This window comes from Thermophilibacter sp. ZX-H3 (genome assembly GCF_052599055.1).
In genome coordinates this window covers 13,647-37,816 of sequence record NZ_JBQXES010000015.1, presented here as the reverse complement: position 1 = coordinate 37,816, position 24,170 = coordinate 13,647, and the positions used below count along the sequence as shown (strand labels likewise).

Here is a 24,170-nt window from a genome sequence, read left to right as displayed (position 1 = left end):
CGCCCTAGATGAAGAGGATGAACTTGTGCTCGGTCTTGCGGAAGACGAGGTAGCCGATGACGAGCATGAGCAGCGCCCAGAAGGCCGCGAGCAGGAGCACCGTCGTGGTGGGGCTCGACTGGTACACGATGGCGCAGCGCATCATCTCGAGGTAGTTGTACATGGGGTTCGCCTTGACGACCCACACCACGAACTGGGGGGCGCCGGCGTTGGTGAGCAGGGAGAGGTCCCAGAAGATGGGCGTGAGGTAGGTCCAGGCCGTGAGGGCGACGCTCCAGAGGTGGATCATGTCGCGGAAGAAGACCGCGGCGGCGCCGATCAGCAGGCTGATGCCGATGCAGAAGAGCATGAGCAGGAAGAGCGCCGGGATCATCCAGACGATGTGCCAGGTGGGCATGACCTGGAAGAACAGCATGACCACGACGACGGCGATGAGCGAGAACCCGAAGTTCATCATCGCGGAGAAGACCTTCTGGACCGGGAACACCCAGCGGTCGACCTTGACCTTCTTGAGCAGCGGGGCCGCGCTGATGATGGACGTCAGGCCGCCGTTGGTGGCCTCGCTCATGAGCGAGAACGTGATGTTGCCCACGATGAGGTAGAGCGGGTAGTTCTCCACGTTGGAGCCGCGCAGGAAGTACGAGAAGACGAAGCTCATGATCATCATCATGAGCAGCGGGTTGAGGACGCTCCAGATGACGCCGAGGACCGAGCGGCGGTACCTCAGCTTGAAGTCCTTGGTCACGAGCTGCTGAAGGATGAAGCGGTCCTTGGCGAGCGCGCCGGTGACGTGCGCGGCCCTGCCGGCCGCCTCTATGGTGTGGCTCACGGTTCCTCCCGGCATGCGGATGGCTGTTGCGTTGAAATCCTAACACAGGGCGTCGGGAGTCATAGAAACGGCAGAGGCCGGGGGCAGGGCTCCTGCCGTCGCCGCTGCAGAAAAGGGGGTCATGGCAATTCTCGGAGCTGCTGTGTTGCCGCTTCTGGGGTTGTGGCAACCGCAGGAAAGAGCCAGCTGGACGTTCTTCTCGCCCCGTTGCTGAATCTGGGGTCATGGCAGGCCAGATACTGCCACGACCCCAGATTCAGCAACGCCTTCACCCGCAGGGCTGCCACAACCCACATATCGACAACGTCAGTGAAGGAGGTCCGCCGGCGCGGGCGAGAAGAGCCACCCTCCCCAGCCCCGTCCCAAAAGAAATCTGCGATTTTCCCTTGCGCGCCTCAGAGGAATCTGTATACTCTTCTCTTGTGCGAACGCGCACACCACATTCCCCGGTGGCGCAGTGGTAGCGCAGCTGACTGTTAATCAGCGTGTCGTAGGTTCGAATCCTACCCGGGGAGCCAGGAGATGCGAGGGACCGAAGTTCGAGCTTCGGTCCCTTTTTTGTTATCCGCAGACGAAACCCACGATGTCCCTCGAGCATGCCTTGACGCACGGTTTCCGGGCCTGAGACGGCCGGTTCCGTGCGCGGGGGCATGCTCGACGACTGTGTGAATGGAGGCATGCTCGACGGGGCTTGGGAGCGGGTTCTTCTTGTTGGCAGACGGACCCGAGCATGCCCCCGTGCACGAAATGGCTTGCGAGACGAGAAGGACCGCGTGCTGCGGGCTCGACGGGGCTTCCGTGAGTGGAGGCATGCTCGATGAGGCGTGAGGGGCGCACGTTCTTCTCGCAAGACGTGCTTGAGCATGCCACCGCGCACGGATCGGGGTCGAGTGGGCAAAAACCGTGCACGGGGGCATGCTCGGCGCTCTCGCCCCCGCACGAGAAGCGGCCCCGCACCGTGAGGGGCGCGGGACCGCGGGCAGGGCCAGAGGGACGGTCTAGTCTTCCATGTAGTCCTTGAGACGGCCGGAGCGGCTCGGGTGGCGCAGCTTGGCGAGGGTCTTGGACTCGATCTGGCGGATGCGCTCGCGCGTCACGCCGAACTCGCGCCCGACCTCCTCGAGCGTGCGGGGGTGCCCGTCCTCGAGGCCGAAGCGGAACTTGATGACCTTGCGCTCGCGGTCGGCGAGGCCGTCGAGGACCTGGTCGAGCTGCTCGCGCAGCATGGAGTCGGAGGCGGCCTCAGGGGGCGCCACGGCCGAGGAGTCCTCGATGAAGTCGCCGAGCTGGGAGTCCTCCTCCTCGCCGATCGGGGTCTCCAGGGAGACGGGCTCCTGGGAGATCTTCTGGATCTCGCGCACCCGGTCCGGGCTCATGCCCATCTCGGCGCCGATCTCCTCGGGGGTGGGGTCGCGCCCGAGGTCCTGCAGGAGCTGGCGCTGCACGCGGATGAGCTTGTTGATGGTCTCGACCATGTGCACCGGGATGCGGATGGTGCGCGCCTGGTCGGCGATGGCGCGGGTGATGGCCTGGCGGATCCACCACGTCGCATAGGTGGAGAACTTGAAGCCCTTGGTGTAGTCGAACTTCTCCACGGCGCGGATGAGGCCGAGGTTGCCCTCCTGGATGAGGTCGAGGAAGAGCATGCCGCGGCCGACGTAGCGCTTGGCGATGGAGACCACGAGGCGCAGGTTCGCGGAGATAAGCTGCTGCTTGGCGTCGAGGCCCACCTGCTCGATGCGCATGAGGCGGCGCTGCTCGGCGCGGGTGAGCTCGAGCTCGCCCGCCTCGGCGGCCTCGAGCTTGTCGGTGGCCTCGGTGCCCGCCTCGATCTTCATGGCGAGGTGGACCTCCTCGGAGGCCGTGAGCAGGTCGACCTTGCCGATCTCCTTGAGGTACATGCGCACCGGGTCGCCGGTGAGCATGACCGTGGAGGTGTCCTGACGGCGGGCGCGGGCGCGAGAAGAGCGCTTGGGCTTGGCGGTCTTGGCCTTGGGCACGGAGCGCAGGGCCTCCTTGACGGCCTTCGCCTCGGCCGCGCTCTCCGACTCGCCCTCCTCGTCGTCGAACTCGTCGCTCGAGACGTCATCGTCGTCGAAGTCGTCCTCCGAGTCGTCCCCCGAGGAGAACTCCTGGCTCGAGGACTCGTTGCTCGTGATCTCGACCCCCTTCGCGCGGAGCGCGTCGTACAGGTCGGAGAGCTCCTCCGAGTCGACGTCGATGTCCCTGATGGCGAGCTGGATGTCGTCCTCGGAGACGCTCGCGGACGCCTTGGCGCCGCCGGCGAGCTCGTCGAGGACGCGGGTCAGCTCCTCGGAGAGCTTGCTGTCTGACTTCTTCTTGCTTCCTGCCACGTATCTCCCCTTCGACGCATGAACTTCGAGATTATACCCGAAACCTACTCGGACGATACCGAGGAAAGTGCCCTGACCAACTCGTTCACCCGGCGCTGAAGCTCGGTCGCCTCGCGGAAGAGCGCCTGGGACTCCTCGTCGGGGCGCGACGAGGAGCTGAGCGCCGCGCGTATCTGGCGGATCCGCCTCCGGCACGAGCAGAGCTCGGCGGTGTCCACGATGAAGTCGAGCTTCTCGGCGTCCGAGAGCTCGTCGTCGCCCATAACGCGCCCGCCCGAGAGGATCGAGGGGGCCTCGGGGACGACGGAGCTCGCCGCCGCGACCGCCGCGGCCGGGGTCGTGCCCTCCGGCGTGGAGAGGATCGCCCACGCCATCGCCTCGTGGCGGGCGTCCGACCAGGAGAGCCCGGCGATGCGCTCGGCGTAGGGCCTGAGGGCGTCCGGGCGCTGCGCCATGGCGCCGAGCAGCTCGCGCTCCGCCGCGACCTGCATGCGGTCGTCGGCGGAGAGGGCGCGATACCCCGCCCCGCCGGCGGGGCGGGCCGGCGTCGGGGACGGGGCGTCCTCGTAGGCGTTGGAGGGCACGTAGTCATCGGGCACGTAGTCCGCCTCGTCGGCGAGGGGCGCCTCGGGGTGCGCCTGTCGGGCGGCCGCAGACACAGGGCGGGAGGTCCTTCTCGCCGCGCGCGCCGGGGCGCGGTCCTCCTCGGCCTCCACGACCTTGGCCTCGCGGATCGCGCGCTTGGTCTCGGAGACGTCCATGCCGAGGGTGTCCGCGAGCCGCGTGGCGTACTCGTCGAGAAGGACGGAGTGCTTGAGCGGCGCCAGGAGCTGGGCCATGTCGGCGAGGGCGCGGACGCGCAGCCCCGGGGCGGAGAGGTCGAGGCCCGCCAGGCGCTTCTCGAAGACGAAGTCCATGAGCGGGCGGGCGCCGGCGAGGATGGGGCGCAGCGCGTCGGCGCCGTGGGCGGAGAGGAACTCCATCGGGTCCTGGTTGTCCGGCAGCACCACGCACAGCAGCGCCGCCGACGTCTTGTCGATGTAGCGAACCGCGCGCTCGGCGGCGCGCTGCCCCGCGGCGTCCCCGTCGAACATGCAGACGATCCTGCTCACGCGCTGGCGCTCCATGAGCCGCACGTGGTCCAGGCGGAAGGCCGTGCCGAGCGCGGCCACCGCGTTGGTGAAGCCGGCCTCGTGCATGGCGATGACGTCGGTGTAGCCCTCGCAGACGATGGCCTCGCCGGTGGCCGCCATCGTCTCCTTGGCCCGGTCGTAGGCGAAGAGGTGCTTGCCCTTGTTGAAGGCGGCCGTGTCGCGCGTGTTGACGTACTTGGCCACGTTGTCGCGCTTGGGCCCGATCACGCGCCCGCCGAAGGCGATGGTGCGCCCCTGCTCGTCGTGGATGGGGAACATCACACGGTCGTAGAAGCGGTCCATGACGCGTCCCGAGCGCTCCTGCGCGAGGTCGGCCGCGATCAGCTCGGCGGGCGTGAAGCCCTTGGCACGCAGCTGCGCCACGAGCTGCCCGCGGCCCGGGGCGAAGCCGAGCCCCCAGCGCCGGCAGACGGCCGAGCCGAAGCCGCGGCCCGCGAAGTAGCGCCTGGCCTCGTCCGGGCCCGCGCCCCTCCCCCGCATGAGCATGGTGTGGTAGTACTCCTCGGCCGCGCCGAGCGCCTCCATGAGGCGGGTCTTCTTGGGGCCGCGCCGGCCGCCTCGCTCCTCGGCGAGCTCGATCCCGGCGCGGTCCGCGAGGTAGCGGATGGCGTCGGGGAAGTCGAGGTTCTCGCGGCGCTGCACGTAGGAGAAGACGTCGCCGCCGTCGCCGCAGCCGAAGCAGTGCCAGAGGCCCGTCGCCGGGTTCACCTTGAAGGACGGGCTCTTCTCGCCGTGGAAGGGGCAGCAGCCCCAGAACTCCTGCCCGCGCTGGCGCAGCTCCACGGTCTCGGCCACGAGCTGCACGAAGTCCGTCGCCTGGCGGACCCGCTCCTTGTCCTCGTCGGTGATCACGCGCACCTCCCCGAGAGCTCGACGCCCCGCTCGCCCAGGGTCCTGCGCACCCAGTCGACGTTGCCCAGAACCACGCGCTCCAGCTCCTCCACGGAGCCAAAGGCGCGCGGCTCGCGAAGCCAGCGCACGAAGACCACGCGGACGCGCTCCCCGTAGAGGTCCCCCTCAAAGCCAAGGAGCGTCGCCTCGAGGAAGGCCTCGCCCTCCTCGCCCGGCGAGAAGGACCTCGGCTTGCCCACGTTGATCGCGGAGGGGTAGGCGACCTCGCCCACGTGGTCGGTGCCGAGGCCGTCGCCCACGACGACGAAGCCGGCGTAGACCCCCTCCGCGGGAAGGCAGGCGTCCTCGCTCACGCGCACGTTCGCCGTGGGGAAGCCGAAGCCCGTGCCCTCGCCGCGCCCGTGCTCGACCTCGCCCGCGGCGTAGTGGCAGCGGCCGAGAAGGGCGGACGCCTCCTCGACGCTCCCCCGCTCGATGAGGCCGCGGATGCGCGTGGAGGTGATGGGCTCGTCGCCCTCGCGGGAGAGCTCGACGCCGATGACGTCAAAGCCGTCGGTCCTGCCAAGCTCGCGCAGGGCGTCCACGGTGCCCGCGCCACGGACGCCCAGTCGGAAGTCCTCGCCGACCACGATGGCGCGCACGTCGAGCAAAGGGCCGAGCCCCTCGCGCACGAAGCGCTCGTAGGGCACGGCCGCAAGCTCGGGCGTGAACGAGAACACGAGGAGCGCGTCGGCTCCGGAGTCTATGAGCGCATGCTCTCGGTCGTCAACGGAGAGCAGGTCATCGGGGGCGGCGTCCGGCGAGAGCACGCGCGCGGGATCGGGCGAGAAGGTCACGACGGCCAGGCGGCAGCCGCGGCGGTCGGCCTCCGCGCGGGCCCGGCGCAGAAGGGCGCGGTGCCCGCGGTGCAGGCCGTCGAAGGCGCCGACCGCGCAGACGAAGCGGCGGTCCTCGCCAAGCGCGGCCTTCTCGGAACAGAGCGGGTCATCGACCCGGGCGCCGTTCTCGTCGACGGCGGCGAAGAACGGCTCGCAGTAGGGAACGTCGAGCACGCACTCGACGGAGCCCTCGAGCAGACGCATGCCAAAGCCGCCGCGAAACGCGCGGCCCGCGGGAACGGAGGCCCGCACGAGCTCGCGAACGTCGCGGGGGCCAAGCGGCGACTCGGGGCCCAGCGAGCGGACGTCGACCGGCCCGCGCACGCCCTCGACGGCCTGCGGGAAGTTTGTATCGCAGACGAGATGGCGGCCGTCGCGGCGCCAGATGCCCGCCAGCCCGCCGCCCAGGGTGAGGGCAACGCGCTCGCCGGGGGCGGGCACGCGGAGGTCGCCGCCATCCCGGACGGACCCGAGCCCGATCCTGCGGCCGTTCATGACGTCGACGACCTCGTCGAGCCCAAGGGCGCGCTCGGGAAGGCCGAGGACGCGAACGGGGTCGAGGCAGCGCTCGTGGACGAGCCCCACGCCACGGGCCTCGAGCTCCTCGAGCGTCATGCAGTCGGCGAGCGCCACGGGCCCGGAGAAGGTGCGCCGAAGCGCCGAGACGTGCGCGCAGCACCCGAGGCGGCGGCCAAGGTCGCGAGCGAGGCTGCGCACGTAGGTGCCCTTGGACACGTCGAGCGAGAGCTCCCAGCTCCCGGCCTCGGCGTCCACGGAGAGGAGGCGCGCGTCATAGACGCGGATGCGCCGGGCGGAAAGCTCGAGCTCCTCCCCCGCCCGGGCGGCGTCGTAGGCGCGTCGCCCTCCCACGGACACGGCCGAGAAGGACGGGGGCACCTGGTCCTGCTCGCCCCTGAGGCTCAGGACCTCGGCCTTGGCGCGCATGTAGTCGAGAAGCTCGTCCGGCACCGGGGCCGTGCGTGTGGCCTCGCCCTCGGCGTCGTCGGTCGTGGTCTCGGCGCCGAGCTGGAACGTGGCGTCGTAGCCCTTGCGGTCGAGCGTGAGCAGCCCAAGGAGCTTCGTCGCCTGGCCGATCCCCACCACGAGGACGCCCGTGGCGGCCGGGTCGAGCGTGCCGGCGTGGCCCACGCGCTTCTCGCCCACCGCGCGGCGGACGCGGGAGACGACGTCGTGGCTCGTCATGCCGGCGGGCTTGTCTATGGCGATGAGCGCCGAGAACGCGCTCGGACGGCGGGCCAACGTCAGCTCTCCGCGGAGCGTGCAAAAGTGCCTGTCCCTTTTGCACATGCGTACAGGGCGCGGAGCTTGGGCAGGACGACGGCGAGCGCCTCGTCGATGTCGCCGTCCACGGTGAAGCCCGCCGCGGCGGGGTGCCCGCCGCCGCCCATCTCGCGGGCGATCGAGGAGATGTCGCGGTCGGACTTGGCGCGCAGGTTGCCGCGGACCTTTCCGCCGGGGACCTCCTTCAGGAAGAGGGCCACCTCGCAGCCGTCGACGCGGCGGACGAGGTCGACGAGGCCGTCGCACTCAGCGACGGGCACGCCCGTCGCGGCGAAGTCGGCAGACGTGGCGTAGCTGTAGGCGATCTTGCCCTGCTCGAAGGTGGTGATGCGGCTCATCACGGTGGCGGAGAGGTGAATGTAGGCGAGCCGGTCGCTCTGGTAGACGTGGAGCGACACCTCGGACGGCGAGGCGCCGGCCTCGACGAGCGAGCTCGCGACGCAGAACGCCTCGCCGTTGGCGTTCTGGTACTGGAAGCAGCCCGTGTCCGTCATGAGGGCGCAGAGCAGGTTCTGCGCGATCGTGGGCGTGAGCTCGCAGCCCACGTGACGCGCGAACTCGGCGACGATGATGCCGGCGGCCGCGGCGTCCGTGCGCACGACCCCGGCGTCCCAGCTCGGCTCTCCCCCGGGATGGTGGTCGAGCACCGCCACGCGGGCCGAGCGCTCGAGCACGGCGCGGGCGTCGGCGAGCCGGCCCGGCTGCGAGAGGTCCACGCAGACGAAGAGGTCGGGCGAGCCCTCGTAGGCGCAGGCGCGCACGAAGCCGTCGGCGCCCGGGAGGAACTCGTAGGTGCGCGGGACGACGTCGTCGTCTGCGAGCAGGCTCGTGACCTCGCGGCCCGGCCAGGTGCGCTCGATGATCTCGGCCAGGGCGAGGCCCGAGCCGAGCGCGTCGCCGTCAGGCGAGGTGTGCGCGCAGACGACGACCGTGCGCGCCCCCTCGATCAGGCGGGCAATCGCGTCGAACTGCGCGGCCTGTTCGGCGGGCATGGATCCCCCCAGCATGCGGACCCCCTATTCCCCGTCGCTCTTCTCGCCAGTCGGCTCGCCCGCGCCCGCGGGCTCGCCGGCGATCGGATAGCCGAACTCGTCCTTCTCGACGCCGATGGTGGGCGGCACGTCCTCGAGAGCGCGCGCGATGCGCTCGGCCTCGTCGGTCGTGGTGTCGATGCGGAAGTCGAGCTCCGGGGTCACGCGCCAGCCGAGCGAGCGGCCCAGCAGCGAGCGGATGCGGCCCTTGGCGCGCGCGAGCGCGGCGGTGACCTCGTCGTAGCGATCGGCGTCGCAGCTCACGAACGCCCGCAGGAGCGACTTGTCGACCGACACCTCGACGCCCGTGACGGTCACGAGCGCGAGGTCGGGGTCGGACACCTCGAAGAGCAGGATGCTCGCGAGCTTCTCCCTCGCGAGCGCGTTGGTCCTTCTCGAGTACTGGTTCTGCTTCATTGGTTATGCCCCCAAGCGGGGCGGGGCCGCGCGGCCCCGCCCCGTCCGTGACTACTCGGTGCGCGCGACCTGGTCGCTACGGTAGCCCTCGATGATGTCGCCGGGATTGACGTCCTGGAAGTTCTCCAGGCCGATGCCGCACTCGAAGCCGGCCTTCACGCTCTTGACGTCGTCCTTGTAGCGGCGCAGCGACGCGATCTTGCCGTCGTAGACGACGATGCCGTCGCGGACGAGCCTGACCTGGTCGTCGCGGGAGATCTCGCCGTCCTGGACCATGCAGCCCGCGGCGATGCCGACCTTGGGCACCTTGAAGGTGTCGCGGACCTCGGCGGTGCCGGTCTGGACCTCGACCTCGGTGGGCTTGAGCATGCCGATGCGGGCGGCGTCGATGTCCTCGATGGCCTTGTAGATGACGCTGTAGGTGCGGATCTCCACGCCGTCGCGCTCCGCGGCCGCGCGGGCCTTCGCCTCCGGGCGCACGCCGAAGCCGATGATGATGGCGTTGGAGGCGTCCGCGAGGACGACGTCGGTCTCCGTGATGGCACCGACGGCGGAGTGGATCGTGTTGATGCGGACCTCGGATTGGTCCATCTTGTCGAGCGAGTCCTGGAGCGCCTCGATCGAGCCCTGGACGTCCGCCTTGATGATGAGGTTGAGCTCCTTGACCTCGGCGTCGGCCATGGTGTCGAAGAGGTTCTCGAGCGTGACGTGCTTGACGCGGTTCTGCTCCTCGATGCGGGCCTTGAGGGCGCGCTGGTCGGCGAGGTCGCGGGCGTCGCGGTCGTCCTGGAAGACGCGGAACTCGTCGCCGGCCATCGGAACGCTCTGGAGGCCGAGGATCTCGACGGCGTCGGAGGGGCCCGCCTCGGTGACGGAGTTGCCCTTGGGGTCGAGCATGGCGCGGACGCGGCCGTAGGCCATGCCCGCCACGAGCGCGTCGCCGATGTGCAGGGTGCCGCGCGTCACGAGGACCGTGGCCACGGAGCCGCGGCCGCGGTCGAGCTTGGCCTCGAGGACGTTGCCGGAGGCGAAGGTGTCCGGGTTGGCCTTGAGCTCGAGGACGTCGGCCTGGAGGATGACGGTCTCGAGCAGCTCGTCGATGCCGATCTTCTGCTTGGCGGAGATGTTGACGAACATGTTCTGCCCGCCCCACTCCTCGGGGATGACGCCGTACTCGGTGAGCTCCTGGCGCACCTTGTCGGGGTTGGCGCCGGGCTTGTCGATCTTGTTGACGGCCACGATGATGGGGACGCCCGCGGCCTTGGCGTGGTTGATCGACTCGACGGTCTGCGGCATGACGCCGTCGTCGGCGGCGACGATCAGGATGACGATGTCGGTCACCTTGGCGCCGCGGGCGCGCATGGCCGTGAAGGTCTCGTGGCCCGGCGTGTCGATGAAGGTGATCGTGCGGCCGTTGATCTTGACCTGCGAGGCGCCGATGGCCTGCGTGATGCCGCCGGCCTCGCCCTCGGCCACGCCCGTGTGGCGGATGGCGTCGAGCAGCGACGTCTTGCCGTGGTCGACGTGGCCCATGACCGTAACCACGGGCGGGCGCGGCTTGAGGTCGGCGGGGTCGTCGTAGAACGTGAAGGAGTTCTCCTCCTCCTTGGTCATGACCTTGACGTCGCGGCCAAGGTCGTCGGCCACGAGCTCGATGAGCTCGTCGGACATGGACTCGGTGAGCGTGAGCGGGGTGCCCAGCAGGAAGAGGCGCTTGATGATGTCGTTGGCCGGCACGCCGAGGAGCTCGGCGAGCTCGCCCACGGTGGAGCCCTGCGGGACCCTCACGGTGTCGAGCTGCGAGAGGTCCTGGTCGTTGGCGATGGCCTCCTCGATGCGGTGCTGCTCGGCGGCCTGCTCGGCCTGCTTCTGGCGGCGCTCCTTGCGGCGCTTGCGCCGCCCGGTGGACTCGCGCGACGCCTCCTCGACGGCCACGCGGGCCTCCTCGAGGACGCGGCTGCGGTTGTAGGCCTCGGCCTCGCGCGCCATGCGGCTGTAGCGGTCCTCGCCGCCCTCCCCGCCGCGACGGCCCTTCTTGCCGCGACGACGTCCGTCGTCTGACGCCGGGGCGCTCGGGCCGGGCTGCGCCGCGGGGGCGGGGCCGGAGCCGCGCCGCCCGGCCGGCCGGGAGCCGTCGGCGCGGCGGGCGCGCCCGCCCTTCTCGGCGGCCTTCTTCTGCGCGGCCTCCTCGGCCTGCTGCTTCAGGACCTGCTCCTGCTGCGCGATCTGGTCGAGCAGGGACGAGAAGGACGGGACGGACTTCGGCGCGTTGTCGCGCACGCGGTTCTTCTCGGCCTCCTCGCGGGCCTTGCGCTCGGCCTCGGCCTTGGCGGCCTCCTTGGCCTTGCGCTCCGCCTCGGCGGCGGCGCGGCGGCGCTCCTCCTCGGCGCGCTCGCGCTCGCGGCGCTCCTCGGCGGCGATGCGCTCCGCCTCGGCCTGCTCGGCGGCGATGCGGGCCTCCTCGGCCTTGGCCTCCTCCTCGGCGCGCTTGGCCGCCTCGATCTCCGCGGCGCGGGCCTCGAGGATGGGCTTGAGCTTCTTGCGCACGATGGAGACGTAGGCGTCCTCGAGCGTCGAGGAGGCCGACTTGGCCGGTATCTTCATGTCGGCGAGGTGTCCGAGCATCTCCTTGCTCGACATCCCGTATTCCTTCGCGAGGTCATGTACGCGCGTCTTTGCCATGTGACCTACCTTCCAAACCTTCGGGCACGCGCCCGTCTGTCAATTCGTAGCGGGCGCCCTAGATGAGCGAGTCGGGGTCGGAGCTGACCTCGGCGCTGGCGATCGCCTCGTGGATGCCGCAGAAGCGCGAGCCCGGACGGGCCATGTTGCGGCACTGGACGCCGTTGGCGCCGACGAACTCGCAGCGGTGCGACTCGCCGTCGTCGAGCAGGTCGTCCTCCGCGACGGCATGCGGCAGGTCGCGCAGGACGCCGGCGGCGAGGGACTCGTTCTTGATGTCGATGTGCATGCCCGTGAGGCGCGCGGCGAGGCGGGCGTTCTGGCCCTCCTTGCCGATGGCGAGCGAGAGCTGGTCGTCGGGGACGATGACGGTCGCGTAGTCGGTCTCCTCGTCGATGATCACGCGGGAGACGCGCGCCGGCGAGAGCGCGGAGGCCACGCGGCGGGCGGGGTCGTCGCTCCAGAGGACCACGTCGACGCGCTCGCCGCGAAGCTCGGAGACCACGGTGCGCACGCGGCTGCCCTTGGGGCCGACGCAGGCGCCCACCGGGTCGAGGCGCGGGTCGTTTGACGAGACGGCCACCTTGGAGCGCACGCCGGGCTCGCGGGCGATGCTCCTGACCTCGACGACGCCGTCGTAGACCTCGGGCACCTCGAGCTCGAAGAGGCGGCGAAGCAGGTCCGGGTGGGTGCGGGAGACCACGATGGGCGGGCGCTGGCGCTCGCCGCGGACCACGGGCTGCGTGGAGTTGGGGTCGCGCACGTCGATGATGATCGCGCGGATGCGCTGGTTGTGGGCGTAGCGCTCGCCTGCGGGGCGCTCGTTGCGCTCCTCGGGGAAGCGGCGCTGGTCGAAGTGCGGCAGCTCCGCCTCGACGCCCTCGCGGATCTTGATGATCGTGAAGTCCGAGGTGGTCTGCAGGACCGTTCCGGTGATGATGTCGCCCACGCGCTGCGAGAACTCCTCGTAGATCTGGACGCGCGCGGCGTTGCGCACGATGGCCTTGATCTCGGCCTTGGCGTGCTGGGCGGCGATGCGGCTCGTGTCGGCGGGGGTCACGTCGACCTCGTCGAACTCGGTGTACTCGCCGGTCTCCGGGTCCTCCTCGCCCTTGGGGACGAGCTCGTAGACGTAGACCTTGCCAGTCTGGCGGTCAATCGTGACACGGGCGCCGAAGGGCAGGTGCAGGACGTCCGCGTAGCTCTTCGCGAGCGACTGCTCGAGGCGGTCGAGCAGGTAGAGCTGGTCGATGTGACGCTCCTGGCAGAGCAGCTCGAGGGCTTCCATCATCTGAGAGGCCATGGGTTTCTCCTTACTTCCTCCTGCCCGGGGCGGAGGCGTCGGCCTCGCCGAAGTCGGGCTTGATCGTGCACTTCCTGATATCGCCGAGCGCGAGCTCCACGCGCTCGCCGTCGACCTCGAGGGCCACCGTCTCCCCCTCGATGCCGAGGAGGGTGCCGGTGTAGCGGCGCCTCCCCTCGCCCGGGACGAGGCTCGCCGCCACCGTCTGGCCGGCGAAGCGCGCGAAGTCGCGCGGCTTGCGAAGCGGGCGCGCCATGCCGGGGCTCGAGACCTCGAGCGTGAAGCTCGACGGAATGGGGTCGAGCTCGTCGAGCGCGGCCGAGATCCACTCGGTCTCCTCCGTCACCTCGTCGAGCGTGATGGTGGGCGCGGACTCGTCCGCGTGGTCGATCCGGACGCGCACGCACGGCGCCTTGCTCGCGCCGACGACCTCGACGTCGACGACGTCGATGCCGCGCTCGGCGGCCGTGGGCTCCAGCGCGTCGATGATCGTCTGCTCGAGACCTTGCTTGGGCATCGCCCCTCCCGTCTTCATACAGAAAGGAAGCGGGGCGAGAAGATCCACCCCACTTCCTACGGTTACAGCTTCGAATACGCTGCTAGTCTACGGTGTTTCTCGCCTTGCGTCAACCGCGGCTCCACGAGAACCCCACATCGGTCATCGGCGGGCGGCATCCCCTGGCGGCAGCGCGTGCAGGCCGAGACGCGCGGACCCCTCCGTCCTGTCCGCGAGAAGTTCCGCGCAGCGCACTTCCCTGGCGGCAGCGCGTGCAAGCCGAGACGCGCGGGCCCCTCCGTCCTGTCCGCGAGAAGTTCCGCGCAGCGCACTTCTCGCGGACAGGACGGAGGGGCCCGCCCCACACGTGAGGGCCTACACCGCCACGATGTTGACCAGGCGGCCCTTGATGACGATGACCTTCTTGATGTCCTTGCCGGCAAGCTGCTCGGCCACGGCGGCCTTTGCGGCCTCGGCGACCTCGTCGTCGGAGGCGTCGGCGGCGACGGTCACGCGGCCGCGGACCTTGCCCTTGATCTGGACCGCGATCTCCACCTCGTCGGCCTTGGCGGCCTCGGCGTCGAACTCGGGCCAGGCGGCGTTGTAGACCGAGCCCTCCTGGGCCAGCGCCTTGTGCCAGAGCTCCTCGGCCCAGTGCGGGCAGATCGGCGCGAGCATCGTCACGATCGCGTGCGCCACGGCAAAGCTGAGCGCCGGGTCGCGCTGCTCGGGCGCCACGTCGTTCACGTACTTGGACGCCGCGTTGGTGATCTCCATGACGGCGGAGATGGCGGTGTTGAACTGGCCTCGGTCGAAGTCGGTGGTGCACTTGATGCCCATGCCGTTGAGCGTGCGCCAGAGCTCCTTGCCCGCCGCGTCGAGGGTGCCCGCGCTCACGGCGCCGGCGGCCGCGCCCTGGCTAAGCAGCCAGACCACGCGCCACGCGCGCTTGATGAAGCGGTTGGCGCCGGCGACGGCCTCCTCGTCCCAGTTGAAGTCCTTCTCGGGCGGGGCGATGAAGAGGATGGCCAGGCGCATGGTGTCCGCGCCGTAGGGCTCGATGACCGAGGACGGCGGCACGACGTTGCCCTTGGACTTGGACATGGTGTCGCCGTTGGCGTCCTTGACCATGCCCTGGCAGAGCAGGTTCTCGAAGGGCTCGTCGATGCCGATCATGCCGAGGTCGCGCAGGACCTTGGTGAAGAAGCGGCTGTAGAGCAGGTGCAGGATGGCGTGCTCGATGCCGCCGATGTAGTTGTCCACCGGCATCCAGCGGTCCACGGACTCGCGCGAGAAGGGCAGCTCCTCGTTGTGCGGGTCGCAGTAGCGCAGGTAGTACCAGCTGGAGCACGTGAAGGTGTCCATGGTGTCGGTGATGCGCTTGGCGGGCTTGCCGCACTTGGGGCACGTGGTCTCGTAGAACGGCGCGTAGGCGGCGAGCGTCTCGCCGGCGCCGAGGTCGAGCGCGTCAGGCAGCGTGACGGGCAGGTCCTCGTAGGGCACCGGCACGTCGCCGCAGTCGTCACAGTGGATCATCGGGATCGGGTTGCCCCAGTAGCGCTGGCGGGAGATGAGCCAGTCGCGCAGGCGGAACTGAACGGTCTTACGTCCGAGGCCCTGCTGCCCAAGCCAGTCGATGATGGCGTCCACGGCCTCGGAGTGCTTGCCGCCCTTCATGCCGGTGAACTGGCCGGACTGCACGAGGTAGCCCTCTGCCTCCATCGCGTGGTCCCAGTCGACGGAGGTCACCACGAGCTCGCGCTCGTCCTTGAGCTGCTCGTACAGCGGGTCGTCCTTCTCGCAGATGATCGGGGCGATCTCGAGGCCGTACTTCTTGGCGAAGTCGAAGTCGCGCTGGTCGCCGCAGGGCACGCCCATGACGGCGCCGGTGCCGTAGTCCATGAGGACGTAGTCGGCGACCCAGATCGGGGCCGGGCGGCCGTTCACCGGGTTGATGACGTAGCGGCCGGTGAAGACGCCGTGCTTCTCGCGCTCGGAGCCCTGGCGGTCGACCGAGGAGACCTTCTCCGCGGCGGCCTTGAGCTCGAGGAAGGCGGCCTCGTGCTCGGTGCCGGCCACGAGCTCCGCGGCGAGCGGGCTCTCGGGCGGCAGCAGGAAGAAGCTCACGCCAAAGAGCGTGTCCGGGCGCGTGGTGAAGACGGTGATCTTGGTGTCGGTGGGCGTCACGCCGTCCTTATCGGCCAGCGTGAAGTCGATCTCGGCGCCCTCGGAGCGGCCGATCCAGTTGGCCTGCATCGCGCGGACGCGCTCGGGCCACTTGCCCTCGAGCTTCCCCAGGTCATCGAGCAGCTCCTGGGCGTAGTCGGTGATCTTGAAGTACCACTGGGAGAGAGCGCGCTTCTCGGGCACCGAGCCGCAGCGCCAGCACTTGCCGTCGACGACCTGCTCGTTGGCAAGCACCGTCTGGCAGCCGGGGCACCAGTTCACCGGCGAGTTGTCGCGGTAGACGAGGCCCTTCTCCCACATCTTGAGGAAGATCCACTGGCCCCACTTGTAGTACTCGGGGTCGCAGGTGTTGAACATGCGGTCGTAGTCGTAGGAGAAGCCCATGCGGCGCATGGTCTTGGTGGCCTGCGCGATGTTCTGGTGCGTCCAGACGCTCGCCTGCGTGTTGTGCTTGATGGCGGCGTTCTCGGCGGGCAGGCCAAAGGCGTCGTAGCCCATCGGGTGCAGCACGTCGAAGCCGCGCATACGCGCCTGGCGCGCCATGGCGTCGCCGATCGTGTAGTTGCGCGCGTGGCCCATGTGCAGGTCGCCCGAGGGGTACGGGAACATCTCCAGCACGTACTTCTTGGGCTTCTCGGGGCTCTCCTCGGTCTTGTAGAGCTCCTCGGCGTCCCACTCGGCCTGCCAGCGGGTCTCGATCTCCTCGGCGTCGTAGGCCGGGACCTCGAAGTTCTTCTCGGCGTCGCTCATCTGCGTGACTCCTTCGTGCGTGATGGTCAACCGTGCCATTGTAGCAGCAACTCAAAGGGCCGCCGGGGTGTTCCTCCGAGAAGTGCGCTGCGCGAAACCTCACTACGGAACGTCCGACCGCCGTGAGGAAGTTCCAGCAACGAAAGGCCTCCCGGACGTCTCGGAGAGAAGTTCCGCGCAGCGCACTTCTCAAAGAGACGTCCGGGAGGCCGGCAGTCGCAGGTTCTTCTCGCCTAGCGGTAGCTCACGGAGTGCTGGGAGTCCTTGACCACGACGTCGTGCGCACCGCCCTCGACGATCGAGGTGGACGAGACGAGCGTCAGGCGCGCCTTCTCCTGCAGCTCCTTGATGGTCTTGGCACCGCAGTTGCACATCGTGGACTTGATCTTGTAGATCGTCTGGCCCACGCCCTCCTTGAGGGAGCCGGCGTAGGGCACGTAGGAGTCGACGCCCTCGACGAAGCCGAGCTTGGAGGCGCCGCCCTGGTCGTAGCGCTGCCAGTTGCGGGCGCGCGCGGAGCCCTCGCCCCAGTACTCCTTCATGTACTGGCCGTTGACGTTCACGCGCTCGGTGGGGCTCTCGTCGAAGCGGGCGAAGTAGCGGCCGAGCATCATGAAGTCGGCGCCCATGGCGAGCGCGAGCGTCATGTGGTAGTCGTAGACGATGCCGCCGTCGGAGCAGACGGGCACGTAGATGCCGGTCTCCTCGTAGTACTTGTCGCGCGCGCGGCAGACGTCGATGACCGCGGAGGCCTGGCCGCGGCCGATGCCCTTGGTCTCGCGCGTGATGCAGATCGAGCCGCCGCCGATGCCGACCTTCACGAAGTCGGCGCCGCAGTCGGCGAGGAAGCGGAAGCCGTCCTCGTCGACGACGTTGCCGGCGCCCACCTTGACCTCATCGCCGTAGTTGGCGCGCACCCACTCGAGCGTGCGCTTCTGCCACTCGGAGAAGCCCTCGGAGGAGTCGATGCAGAGCACGTCGGCGCCGGCCTCCACGAGCAGCGGCACGCGCTCGGCGTAGTCGCGGGTGTTGATGCCCGCGCCCACCATGTAGCGCTTGTTGGCGTCCAGGAGCTCGTTGGGGTTGGACTTGTGCTGGTCGTAGTCCTTGCGGAAGACGATGCCCACGAGGTGGTCGTTCTCGTCCACGACGGGCAGGGCGTTGAGCTTGTTGTCCCAGATGACGTCGTTGGCCTTCTTGAGCGTGATGTCCTTGTCCCCCACGATGAGGCGCTCGCGCGGGGTCATGAACTCGCGGACCCTCTTCTGGTGGTCGTCGCGGCTGGGACGGTAGTCGCGGCTCGTCACGATGCCGAGGAGCTTGCCGCGGGAGGAGCCGTCGTCGGTGACGGGCATGGTGGAGTGGCCGGTGCGCTCCTTGAGCTCCATGACCTGCTCCATCGTCATGTCCGGCGTGAGCGTGGAGTCGGACTCGACGAAGCCGGCCTTGTGGTCCTTGACGGCCTTGACCATGGCGGCCTCGGCCTCGGGCGTCTGGTTGCCGTAGATGAAGGCGAGGCCGCCCTCGATGGCGAGCGCGACGCCCATGTCGACGCCGGAGACGGACTGCATGATGGCGGAGACCATCGGGATGTTGAGGCTGAGCGCGGGCTCCTCGCCGCGGCGGAACCTCACGAGCGGGGTCTTGAGCGACACGTTGGCGGGGATGTTCTCCGCCGAGGAGTATCCGGGGACGAGCAGGTACTCGGAAAAGGTGTGGGACTCCCCCTCGAAGAACGTGGCCATGTGCTGGCTCCTCTCCCCGCCCGCGGCGGATGACTGGCTGAGTTCACGCCATTGTAACATCCGCTCACGGGTTTATCGGCTGCCGTTTGCCGAGAAGTACCAGCTCACGATAAGGACACGCGGAGGGCGGCCGCAGGAGGCGCGCGCCGTATACTCAAGGCGTCGAGAGGGGGCCTCATGAAGAGCGCGCGCGTGGCCGCGGCGGTGCGGCAGATCATGGACGAGACGGCGGGGCGGGCGCCACGGGCGGGGCGCAACGTTCTCATGCTCGCGTGGCTCGAGGACGAGATGGGCGCGATGCCGCCCAACCCCGGCGACCACGACATCATCTCGATGTCGGCGCCACTCGGCGTGCTCTGCGGAGACGCGTCGCGCCCGGACGCGGACCGCACGGTATTTCTCGCCCTGTACTTCACAACAGAGCGTTTCGTTCAGAGCCTCACGCCCATCGCGGACGAGGACTCGCCGCTCTTTCGCATGCTCACGACCACCGCGACGAAGCGCCATCCCGCGCGGCGCGTCAGCGCGCCCGACCCCAACAAGGAGCTCATGATCGACCTCTTTGCCGCCGCCGCGGTGACCTACGTGGAGCGGCGCGACGGCTGGGAGCAGGTGGTGGAGGCGCTTGGCGTCGCGATAGTGGCCCTGGCCTCCCCCGCCATCCCCGAGGAGGGGCCGAAGGGGGCGGACGAGGCGCTCGCCGTGATCTTGCAGGAGATCTCCGCGCACCCGGAGTCCGTGAGCCTCTCTGGGCTGGCACGGCGCTATTCCTACAGCACCACGTACCTCTCCGAGCTCATCCACGAGCGCTGCGGGAAGACGTTCACGGAGCTCGTGGCCGAGCAACGCATGGAGCGCGCGGTGATGCTGCTGCGCGCGACGAGCCTTCCGGTGCGCGAGGTGGCCCGGCAGGTGGGCTACGCCGGGACGAGCAACTTCTACCGCGCGTTCCGGGCTCAGTTTGGGTGCGGTCCCGCGGAGTGGCGCGAGGCGGCGCGAAATTAATCCGCCCTGACGGTCCGTCAGCTAACGCCCAACTGGGCTTTTTCATTTTCTCAGCGCCACAGGGCGGATTAATTTTGGACGGTCTCCCGAGAGGCGGACGGAGACGCGCGAGGGCTCCGGCACGCGAGGGCTCCGGCCCCTGGGCCGACACCCATGAGTGCCGGCTCCTCGGGAGCGCGAAGCCGGCACTTCTCGACAGACGCCAAATGGGTGCCGACACTCCCCTCTTCCACCATTCGAGAACGCCGGCACTCCCTGCCGGCACTCATGAGTGTCGGCGGGGAGTGCGGTGCTGGGTCGATAAGAATCGGCGTGACGCGCCTACTTGACGCGCGTGAGCCGCCCGTCGCAGATCTCGTAGATGCGGTCCGCCGCCGCGTCGAGCTCGCCCGAGTGCATGATTGCCACGACGGTGCGGCGGCCGCGCAGGTGGGCGAGGTAGTCGCAGAGCCGCGCGCTCGTGGCGGCGTCGAGGTTGGCGAGCGGCTCGTCGAGAAGGACCGCCGGCTCGGGGCGCGAGAGGGCGCGCAGGAGCCCCAGCTTCTGGCGCTCGCCGAGCGAGAGGTTGAGCGGCTGGTCGGTGATGGCGCGCCCCGGCAGGTCGCCCAGGTCGAGCACGCGCGCGACCTCCGGGTCCGCCGCGCCGCCGAGGAGGTTGTAGGCGAGGTCCCCCCGCAAAGACGGGCACCGGGTAGGTGAGGTAGGCCGCACGGAGCACCTCCGGCGAAAGCTCGGCCCGCCCGTCGAGGTCGGCAGGGTCGGAGAGCCCGCGCAGGAAGTCGAGCAGGCGGGACTTTCCCGTGCCGTTGGCGCCCTTGATTACGACGAGCTCGCCGCGGCCGACTTCGACCTCGCCCGCAAAGAGGCACTTGCCGTCCTCGCCGCGCGCGGGCGTGGCCCAGAGGGTGCCGTCCACGTGTGCCGCCAGGTCCTTCTCGCCCGTCGCGAGCGCCTCGAAGCCGGAGGGCTCCGACGCAGACGCAGCCACCTCGCGCAGGCGCTCGACGTGCGGCATGTTGCCACGCACCTGCGCCACGCGCTGCACGATGGCAGTAATCGGCGCCTGCACGAGCTGTGCGAGCGAGTACGCCACGAGCACCTGGCCCACGCCCGCCGCGCCTGACGCGCAGCGCCACGCCGCGGCCCCCATCATCGCCGCCGCAAGCGCGCAGGAGAGCAGCGCGGGGAGGCTGGAGATGAGCAGCTCGAGGAAGCGGTAGCGCGTCACGGTGCGCAGGAAAGCCTCGGAGCGCTCGCGGTAGCGCGCAGAGAAGTACCCCTCGGCGCCGGCCGCATTGACGGCGCGCTTGTTCTCGGCGATGCGCTTGGACTCGCCGAGCCAGGCGTCCTGCACGGGGAGGACGTCGCGCTGGAGCTCTGCGAGCGAGCGCGCGGGGAGCCGCAGCGCGAGCCAGAGGACGGGCGCGTAGACGACGACCAGCACCGCCATCAGCGGGTCGATCAGCGCCGCGATGGCCACGGTCCCCACCAGCGCCAGCACCGCTCCCGGGACGCGCACGCTGGCCGCGGCGTAGAGCGTGCCGTAGGTGTCAGTCGAGTTCATGAGGACGTTCACGAAGTGACCCTTCTCATGCCGTGCGAAGGCGCGCTGCGGGGCGGCGAGGATGTCCCTGGCGCAGGCCACGGCGCTATCGAGGAAGCGACGCACCCCCAGCCACGTGGGCACCCACTCGCCGAGGAGGACCGTCGCGGCAGCGGACGCCACTGCGAGGACGAGGGCGAGGGCGAGCAGCGCCCCGACGCCCGATGCCCCGTTCGCGAGCCCGTCGACGACACGGCCAACGACGACGCTCGTCGCCGCGGCGAGCAGCGTGGACGCCGCGACGCCCACGGAGCGAGCGACATTGCGAATGCTTGTGTCCACAATCGGGTATGTGCTCTTCTTAATCATGATTCCACCAATCTGGCGCGCTCGCGCCCTAGGGATGACTCCAGCCGTGACCTGTCAATTGGGGACTGTCCCCAATTGACAGACGCGGTCCAGGCGGCCGTCGCGGATCTCGTAGATGCGGTCCGCCGCCACGTCGAGCTCGCCCGAGTGCATGATTGCCACGACGGTGCGGCGGCCGCGCAGGTGGGCGAGGTAGTTGCAGAGCCGCGCGCTCGTGGCGGCGTCGAGGTTGGCGAGCGGCTCGTCGAGAAGGACCGCCGGCTCGGGGCGCGAGAGGGCGCGCAGGAGCCCCAGCTTCTGGCGCTCGCCGAGCGAGAGGTTGAGCGGCTGGTCCGTGATGGCGCGCCCCGGCAGGTCGCCCAGGTCGAGCACGCGCGCGACCTCCGGGTCCGCCGCGCCGCCGAGGAGGTTGTAGGCGAGGTCCCCCGCAAAGACGGGCACCGGGTAGGTGAGGTAGGCCGCACGGAGCACCTCCGGCGAAAGCTCGGCCCGCCCGTCGAGGTCGGCCGGGTCGGAGAGCCCGCGCAGGAAGTCCAGCAGGCGCGACTTGCCCGTGCCGTTGGCGCCCTTGATCACAACGAGCTCGCCGCGGCCGACTTCGACCTCGCCCGCAAAGAGGCACTTGCCGTCCTCGCCGCGCGCGGGCGTCGCCCAGAGGGCGCCCTCCACGTGCGCCGCCAGGCCCCTCTCATCCGTCGCGAGCGCCTCGAAGCCGGAGGGCTCCCCGGCCTCACCGGCGTGCTCGCGCAGCAGCGCGAGGTTCGCTCGGTTTGCAACGTAGAAGCTCACGAACGAGCAGATGCCCGCCATGGGGGTCTGCAGCAGCGAGAAGAGCTGCCACGCCGCGACGACCGCCCCGAGGCTCACCTGCCCCGCCACCCAGAGCGCCACGCACACGGCGAGCACCACGACCTGGAGCGCCGGCGAGACGGCGGCGGGAAGCGTCGTCTGCGCGGTGTCGGCGAGGCGGTGCCGGCGGAGGAACGCGCGGTACTCGTTCGTGCAGCCCTCGAAGCGCCGCTCGTAGAACCCCTCGGCGCCGCAGGCGTTGGCCGCGCGCTTCTCCTCCACGAGGCGACGGGCCTCCTCCTGCCAGGCCTCGCGCGCGGGCATCATCTCCATGAGCAGGCGCCCTGCGGAGTGCATGGGAACCCAGTTGACCGCAAAGTACGCGACCAGCCCGCAGAGAAAGACCGGCACGAGCACGAGGTCGATCGCCGCGGCGCACCCCAGCAGCGCCGCGACCGCGATCGCGTACTCCACAGCGTTCACGTTCAGGTAGACCGCCATGGCGCCGTAGCCAAACGCCGCGCCGTTCACCACGTTCAGGAAGTGGCCGGCGTCGTGGCGCTCGAAGGCGCGCTGCGGCATGGCGAGCAGCTGGTCGATCGCCTCGTCCGAGGCGTCCACCTCCGCGCGGAGGTTGGCCCTGAGCGGAAGCCAGTCATCGAGGGCGAACTTCGCAAGCGCGGCCGCGAGCGACACGCCGAGAAACGCCGCAAGCCGCGCCGCAATCTCACCGAGCGTGAGCGCGCCGGACGCCAGGGCGTCCACGATCGCTCCCAGCAGGTACGCCGCTGCCGCCGAGAGCACGGTCCCGGACGCCACGCCGAGCGCCAGCGCGAGGTTGCGCGCGCTCGGCCTGAAGAGCGGGTACGCCTTCCCACCCGAGGTTCTTCTCTCCATGTCCCTCTCCTTCCTCGATGCTGGGACCATCGTAGGAACGAGAAGGACGCCGCAGGTCAGAAACGCACCACGGCCGAAGGGGCATCACCCACAACCCGAAGATCCGGCGCACCCCGCCAAGAGAGCGCGCCGGATCTTCGGGGCAAAATGGGACGTGTTTTTTCGCGCGGGGCTTCTGGGACAGGCCTGCCCGCCAAGCGTGGGCAGGCCTGTCCCAGAAGCCCCGCGCGAAAAAACACGTCCCCTTTTGCCTACGCGTTGCCGCTCACGATGTCGTCCACGTTGACGGCGATGTCGTGCTTGGTGGGCACCCACTCGACCTTCTTGAAGAGCGCGGCCACCGTGATGGGGATGTAGGTCATCATGAAGAGCGGGAACGTGAAGAGGTTGGCCACCACGCGCCACTTCTTCTTGGCGTGGATCTTCTTGCGCTCGGAGACCGTGGTGATGATCGCAAGGATGAAGAACACGACGTACATGGACGCGAAGGTCATGATGAGCGAGCCCACGCACATGTTGAGCTCCCCCTGGGTGGCGATGAAGCCGTGGGAGAGCGAGCCCACGATGAGGTACGTGGCGTTCACGAAGAACGAGAGCAGCGTCAGAATCATGCCCGGCGCCACCGTCATGAGCATGTCGTAGCTTGCGAAGCGGCCCTTGGAGATGCCCTTCACGAGGTCGCGCGCGTACGAGAAGAACACCTGGTAGAAGCCCTTGGTCCAGCGCATGCGCTGCGTCCAGGAGGCCTTGAAGGTGACGGGCTGCTCGTCGAAGAACTCGGCCGGCGCGTAGCCGATCTGCACGTTGTTGGCGCAGCAGAAGGTGGAGAACTGGATGTCCTCGGTGAGCGTGTGGAAGTCCCAGCCGTGCATGCCGCGCACGATGCGCTCGGAGACCATCCAGCCGGAGCCGGAGATGGCGCAGCTCGTGCCGACCATCATGCGGGCGTTGTTGAGGAACTTGGCCTCGCGCATGAACCAGAGCGCATAGGCGGCGCTCACCCAGGAGGAGTCGAAGTTCTTGGAGTTGCGGTACCCGGTGCAGACGAGGTAGCCGGCGTCGAAGGCCTGGTTCATCACCGAGATGAAGTCCTTGGACACGAGGTTGTCCGCGTCCAGGACCACGAAGGCCTCGTACTTGTCGCCGTACTCGTTGAGGATCCGGTCGAAGCCGTAGTCGAGCGCCCAGCTCTTGCCGCGCCGCGCGAGGTCGTTTCTGTCCCAGACGATGGCGCCGGCCTTCTCGGCCTCCTCGTGCGTGTTGTCCGTGCAGGCGTCGCAGACCACGAAGACGTCCATGAGCTCGCGCGGGTAGTCCTGAGCGAGGATGGAGCGCACGAGGTTGCCGATGACGAGCTCCTCATTGTGCGCCGAGATGAAGAACGCGTAGCGGTGCTGCTTCTTGGCCTTGGGCAGCGTCACCGTCCCGCGGAACATGACGCGGACCACGTAGACGATCTGATAGAAGTACGCGAGCGTGAAGAAGAGCCAGATGATCAGGTTGAAGATGACGATCGGCGTGAGGCCGAGTCTGTTGAACTCCATCATGGGCATGGCGACACCCCTCGCGGTCTGCTCGCGGTCCTTC

The 24,170-nt window shown here is 69.2% G+C and carries 15 protein-coding genes, 1 tRNA gene and 1 pseudogene; 2 read left to right on the top strand and 15 right to left on the bottom strand.

The features are described from left to right. Positions 1-4: 4 nt before the first annotated feature. A complete protein-coding gene (locus ACULPM_RS07485) occupies positions 5-829 on the bottom strand; it encodes an ABC transporter permease (protein ID WP_445331009.1) in 825 nt (274 codons plus the stop codon). Positions 830-1,272: 443 nt separating this feature from the next. Here ACULPM_RS07485 and ACULPM_RS07480 point away from each other — a divergent pair. After that, positions 1,273-1,347 (top strand) — tRNA-Asn (locus tag ACULPM_RS07480). A 480-nt stretch (positions 1,348-1,827) separates the two neighbouring features. Here ACULPM_RS07480 and rpoD read toward each other — a convergent pair. From rpoD to ACULPM_RS07430, 10 genes are all read right to left on the bottom strand, one after another. Then, positions 1,828-3,183, bottom strand: coding sequence for an RNA polymerase sigma factor RpoD (gene rpoD, locus ACULPM_RS07475; protein ID WP_167929291.1), 1,356 nt, complete (start codon positions 3,181-3,183; stop codon positions 1,828-1,830). Positions 3,184-3,227: 44 nt separating this feature from the next. Continuing rightward, positions 3,228-5,189 (bottom strand): DNA primase, encoded by a 1,962-nt coding sequence (dnaG, locus tag ACULPM_RS07470; protein ID WP_445332329.1) that lies wholly within the window; start codon positions 5,187-5,189, stop codon positions 3,228-3,230. Next, positions 5,186-7,327 (bottom strand): tRNA pseudouridine(55) synthase TruB, encoded by a 2,142-nt coding sequence (gene truB, locus ACULPM_RS07465; RefSeq protein WP_445331010.1) that lies wholly within the window; start codon positions 7,325-7,327, stop codon positions 5,186-5,188. Before truB ends, dnaG begins: the two co-directional genes overlap by 4 nt. Before the next feature lie 2 nt (positions 7,328-7,329). Then, the gene (locus tag ACULPM_RS07460; protein WP_445331011.1) at positions 7,330-8,376 is read right to left on the bottom strand and encodes a DHH family phosphoesterase; all 1,047 of its coding nucleotides are present in this window, start codon (positions 8,374-8,376) and stop codon (positions 7,330-7,332) included. A 9-nt stretch (positions 8,377-8,385) separates the two neighbouring features. Continuing rightward, positions 8,386-8,817, bottom strand: a complete 432-nt coding sequence (gene rbfA / locus ACULPM_RS07455) for a 30S ribosome-binding factor RbfA (RefSeq protein WP_445331012.1) — start codon at positions 8,815-8,817, stop codon at positions 8,386-8,388. A 51-nt stretch (positions 8,818-8,868) separates the two neighbouring features. Further along, a complete protein-coding gene (gene infB / locus ACULPM_RS07450; RefSeq protein WP_445332328.1) occupies positions 8,869-11,499 on the bottom strand; it encodes a translation initiation factor IF-2 in 2,631 nt (876 codons plus the stop codon). A 58-nt stretch (positions 11,500-11,557) separates the two neighbouring features. Next, positions 11,558-12,802: a transcription termination factor NusA gene (gene nusA, locus ACULPM_RS07445; protein ID WP_167929286.1), complete on the bottom strand. Its 1,245-nt coding sequence runs from the start codon at positions 12,800-12,802 to the stop codon at positions 11,558-11,560. A 10-nt stretch (positions 12,803-12,812) separates the two neighbouring features. After that, positions 12,813-13,319, bottom strand: coding sequence for a ribosome maturation factor RimP (gene rimP, locus ACULPM_RS07440; RefSeq protein WP_167929285.1), 507 nt, complete (start codon positions 13,317-13,319; stop codon positions 12,813-12,815). Between the two features lie 354 nt (positions 13,320-13,673). After that, positions 13,674-16,235: a leucine--tRNA ligase gene (gene leuS / locus ACULPM_RS07435; RefSeq protein WP_445331014.1), complete on the bottom strand. Its 2,562-nt coding sequence runs from the start codon at positions 16,233-16,235 to the stop codon at positions 13,674-13,676. Between the two features lie 233 nt (positions 16,236-16,468). Next, positions 16,469-17,980: an IMP dehydrogenase gene (locus ACULPM_RS07430; RefSeq protein ID WP_445331015.1), complete on the bottom strand. Its 1,512-nt coding sequence runs from the start codon at positions 17,978-17,980 to the stop codon at positions 16,469-16,471. A gap of 177 nt (positions 17,981-18,157) precedes the next feature. On the opposite strand from ACULPM_RS07430, the gene ACULPM_RS07425 reads away from it, so the two are divergent. Beyond that, a complete protein-coding gene (locus tag ACULPM_RS07425; RefSeq protein ID WP_445331016.1) occupies positions 18,158-18,985 on the top strand; it encodes a helix-turn-helix domain-containing protein in 828 nt (275 codons plus the stop codon). 321 nt (positions 18,986-19,306) lie between these two features. On the opposite strand, the gene ACULPM_RS07420 is transcribed toward ACULPM_RS07425, so the two are convergent. From ACULPM_RS07420 to ACULPM_RS07405, 4 genes and pseudogenes are all read right to left on the bottom strand, one after another. Then, positions 19,307-19,603, bottom strand: coding sequence for an ATP-binding cassette domain-containing protein (locus ACULPM_RS07420; protein ID WP_445332330.1), 297 nt, complete (start codon positions 19,601-19,603; stop codon positions 19,307-19,309). A gap of 451 nt (positions 19,604-20,054) precedes the next feature. Next, positions 20,055-20,897 (bottom strand): annotated as a pseudogene (locus tag ACULPM_RS07415) (ABC transporter transmembrane domain-containing protein); the annotation flags it as partial. Positions 20,898-20,951: 54 nt separating this feature from the next. Next, on the bottom strand, positions 20,952-22,583 hold the full coding sequence (locus ACULPM_RS07410) for an ABC transporter transmembrane domain-containing protein (protein WP_445331017.1): 1,632 nt from the start codon (positions 22,581-22,583) through the stop codon (positions 20,952-20,954). A gap of 251 nt (positions 22,584-22,834) precedes the next feature. Beyond that, positions 22,835-24,127 (bottom strand): glycosyltransferase family 2 protein, encoded by a 1,293-nt coding sequence (locus ACULPM_RS07405; protein ID WP_445331026.1) that lies wholly within the window; start codon positions 24,125-24,127, stop codon positions 22,835-22,837. Between the last annotated feature and the right edge of the window lie 43 nt (positions 24,128-24,170).

Bases quoted from the DNA above. Each gene is read 5' to 3' on its own strand.
- ACULPM_RS07460 (WP_445331011.1), bottom strand. From the start codon at position 8,376: ATGCTGGGGGGATCCATGCCCGCCGAACAGGCCGCGCAGTTCGACGCG.
- rbfA (WP_445331012.1), bottom strand. From the start codon at position 8,817: ATGAAGCAGAACCAGTACTCGAGAAGGACCAACGCGCTCGCGAGGGAG.
- infB (WP_445332328.1), bottom strand. From the start codon at position 11,499: ATGGCAAAGACGCGCGTACATGACCTCGCGAAGGAATACGGGATGTCG.
- nusA (WP_167929286.1), bottom strand. From the start codon at position 12,802: ATGGCCTCTCAGATGATGGAAGCCCTCGAGCTGCTCTGCCAGGAGCGT.
- rimP (WP_167929285.1), bottom strand. From the start codon at position 13,319: ATGCCCAAGCAAGGTCTCGAGCAGACGATCATCGACGCGCTGGAGCCC.
- leuS (WP_445331014.1), bottom strand. From the start codon at position 16,235: ATGAGCGACGCCGAGAAGAACTTCGAGGTCCCGGCCTACGACGCCGAG.
- ACULPM_RS07430 (WP_445331015.1), bottom strand. From the start codon at position 17,980: ATGGCCACGTTCTTCGAGGGGGAGTCCCACACCTTTTCCGAGTACCTG.
- ACULPM_RS07425 (WP_445331016.1), top strand. From the start codon at position 18,158: ATGAAGAGCGCGCGCGTGGCCGCGGCGGTGCGGCAGATCATGGACGAG.
- ACULPM_RS07410 (WP_445331017.1), bottom strand. From the start codon at position 22,583: ATGGAGAGAAGAACCTCGGGTGGGAAGGCGTACCCGCTCTTCAGGCCG.
- ACULPM_RS07405 (WP_445331026.1), bottom strand. From the start codon at position 24,127: ATGGAGTTCAACAGACTCGGCCTCACGCCGATCGTCATCTTCAACCTG.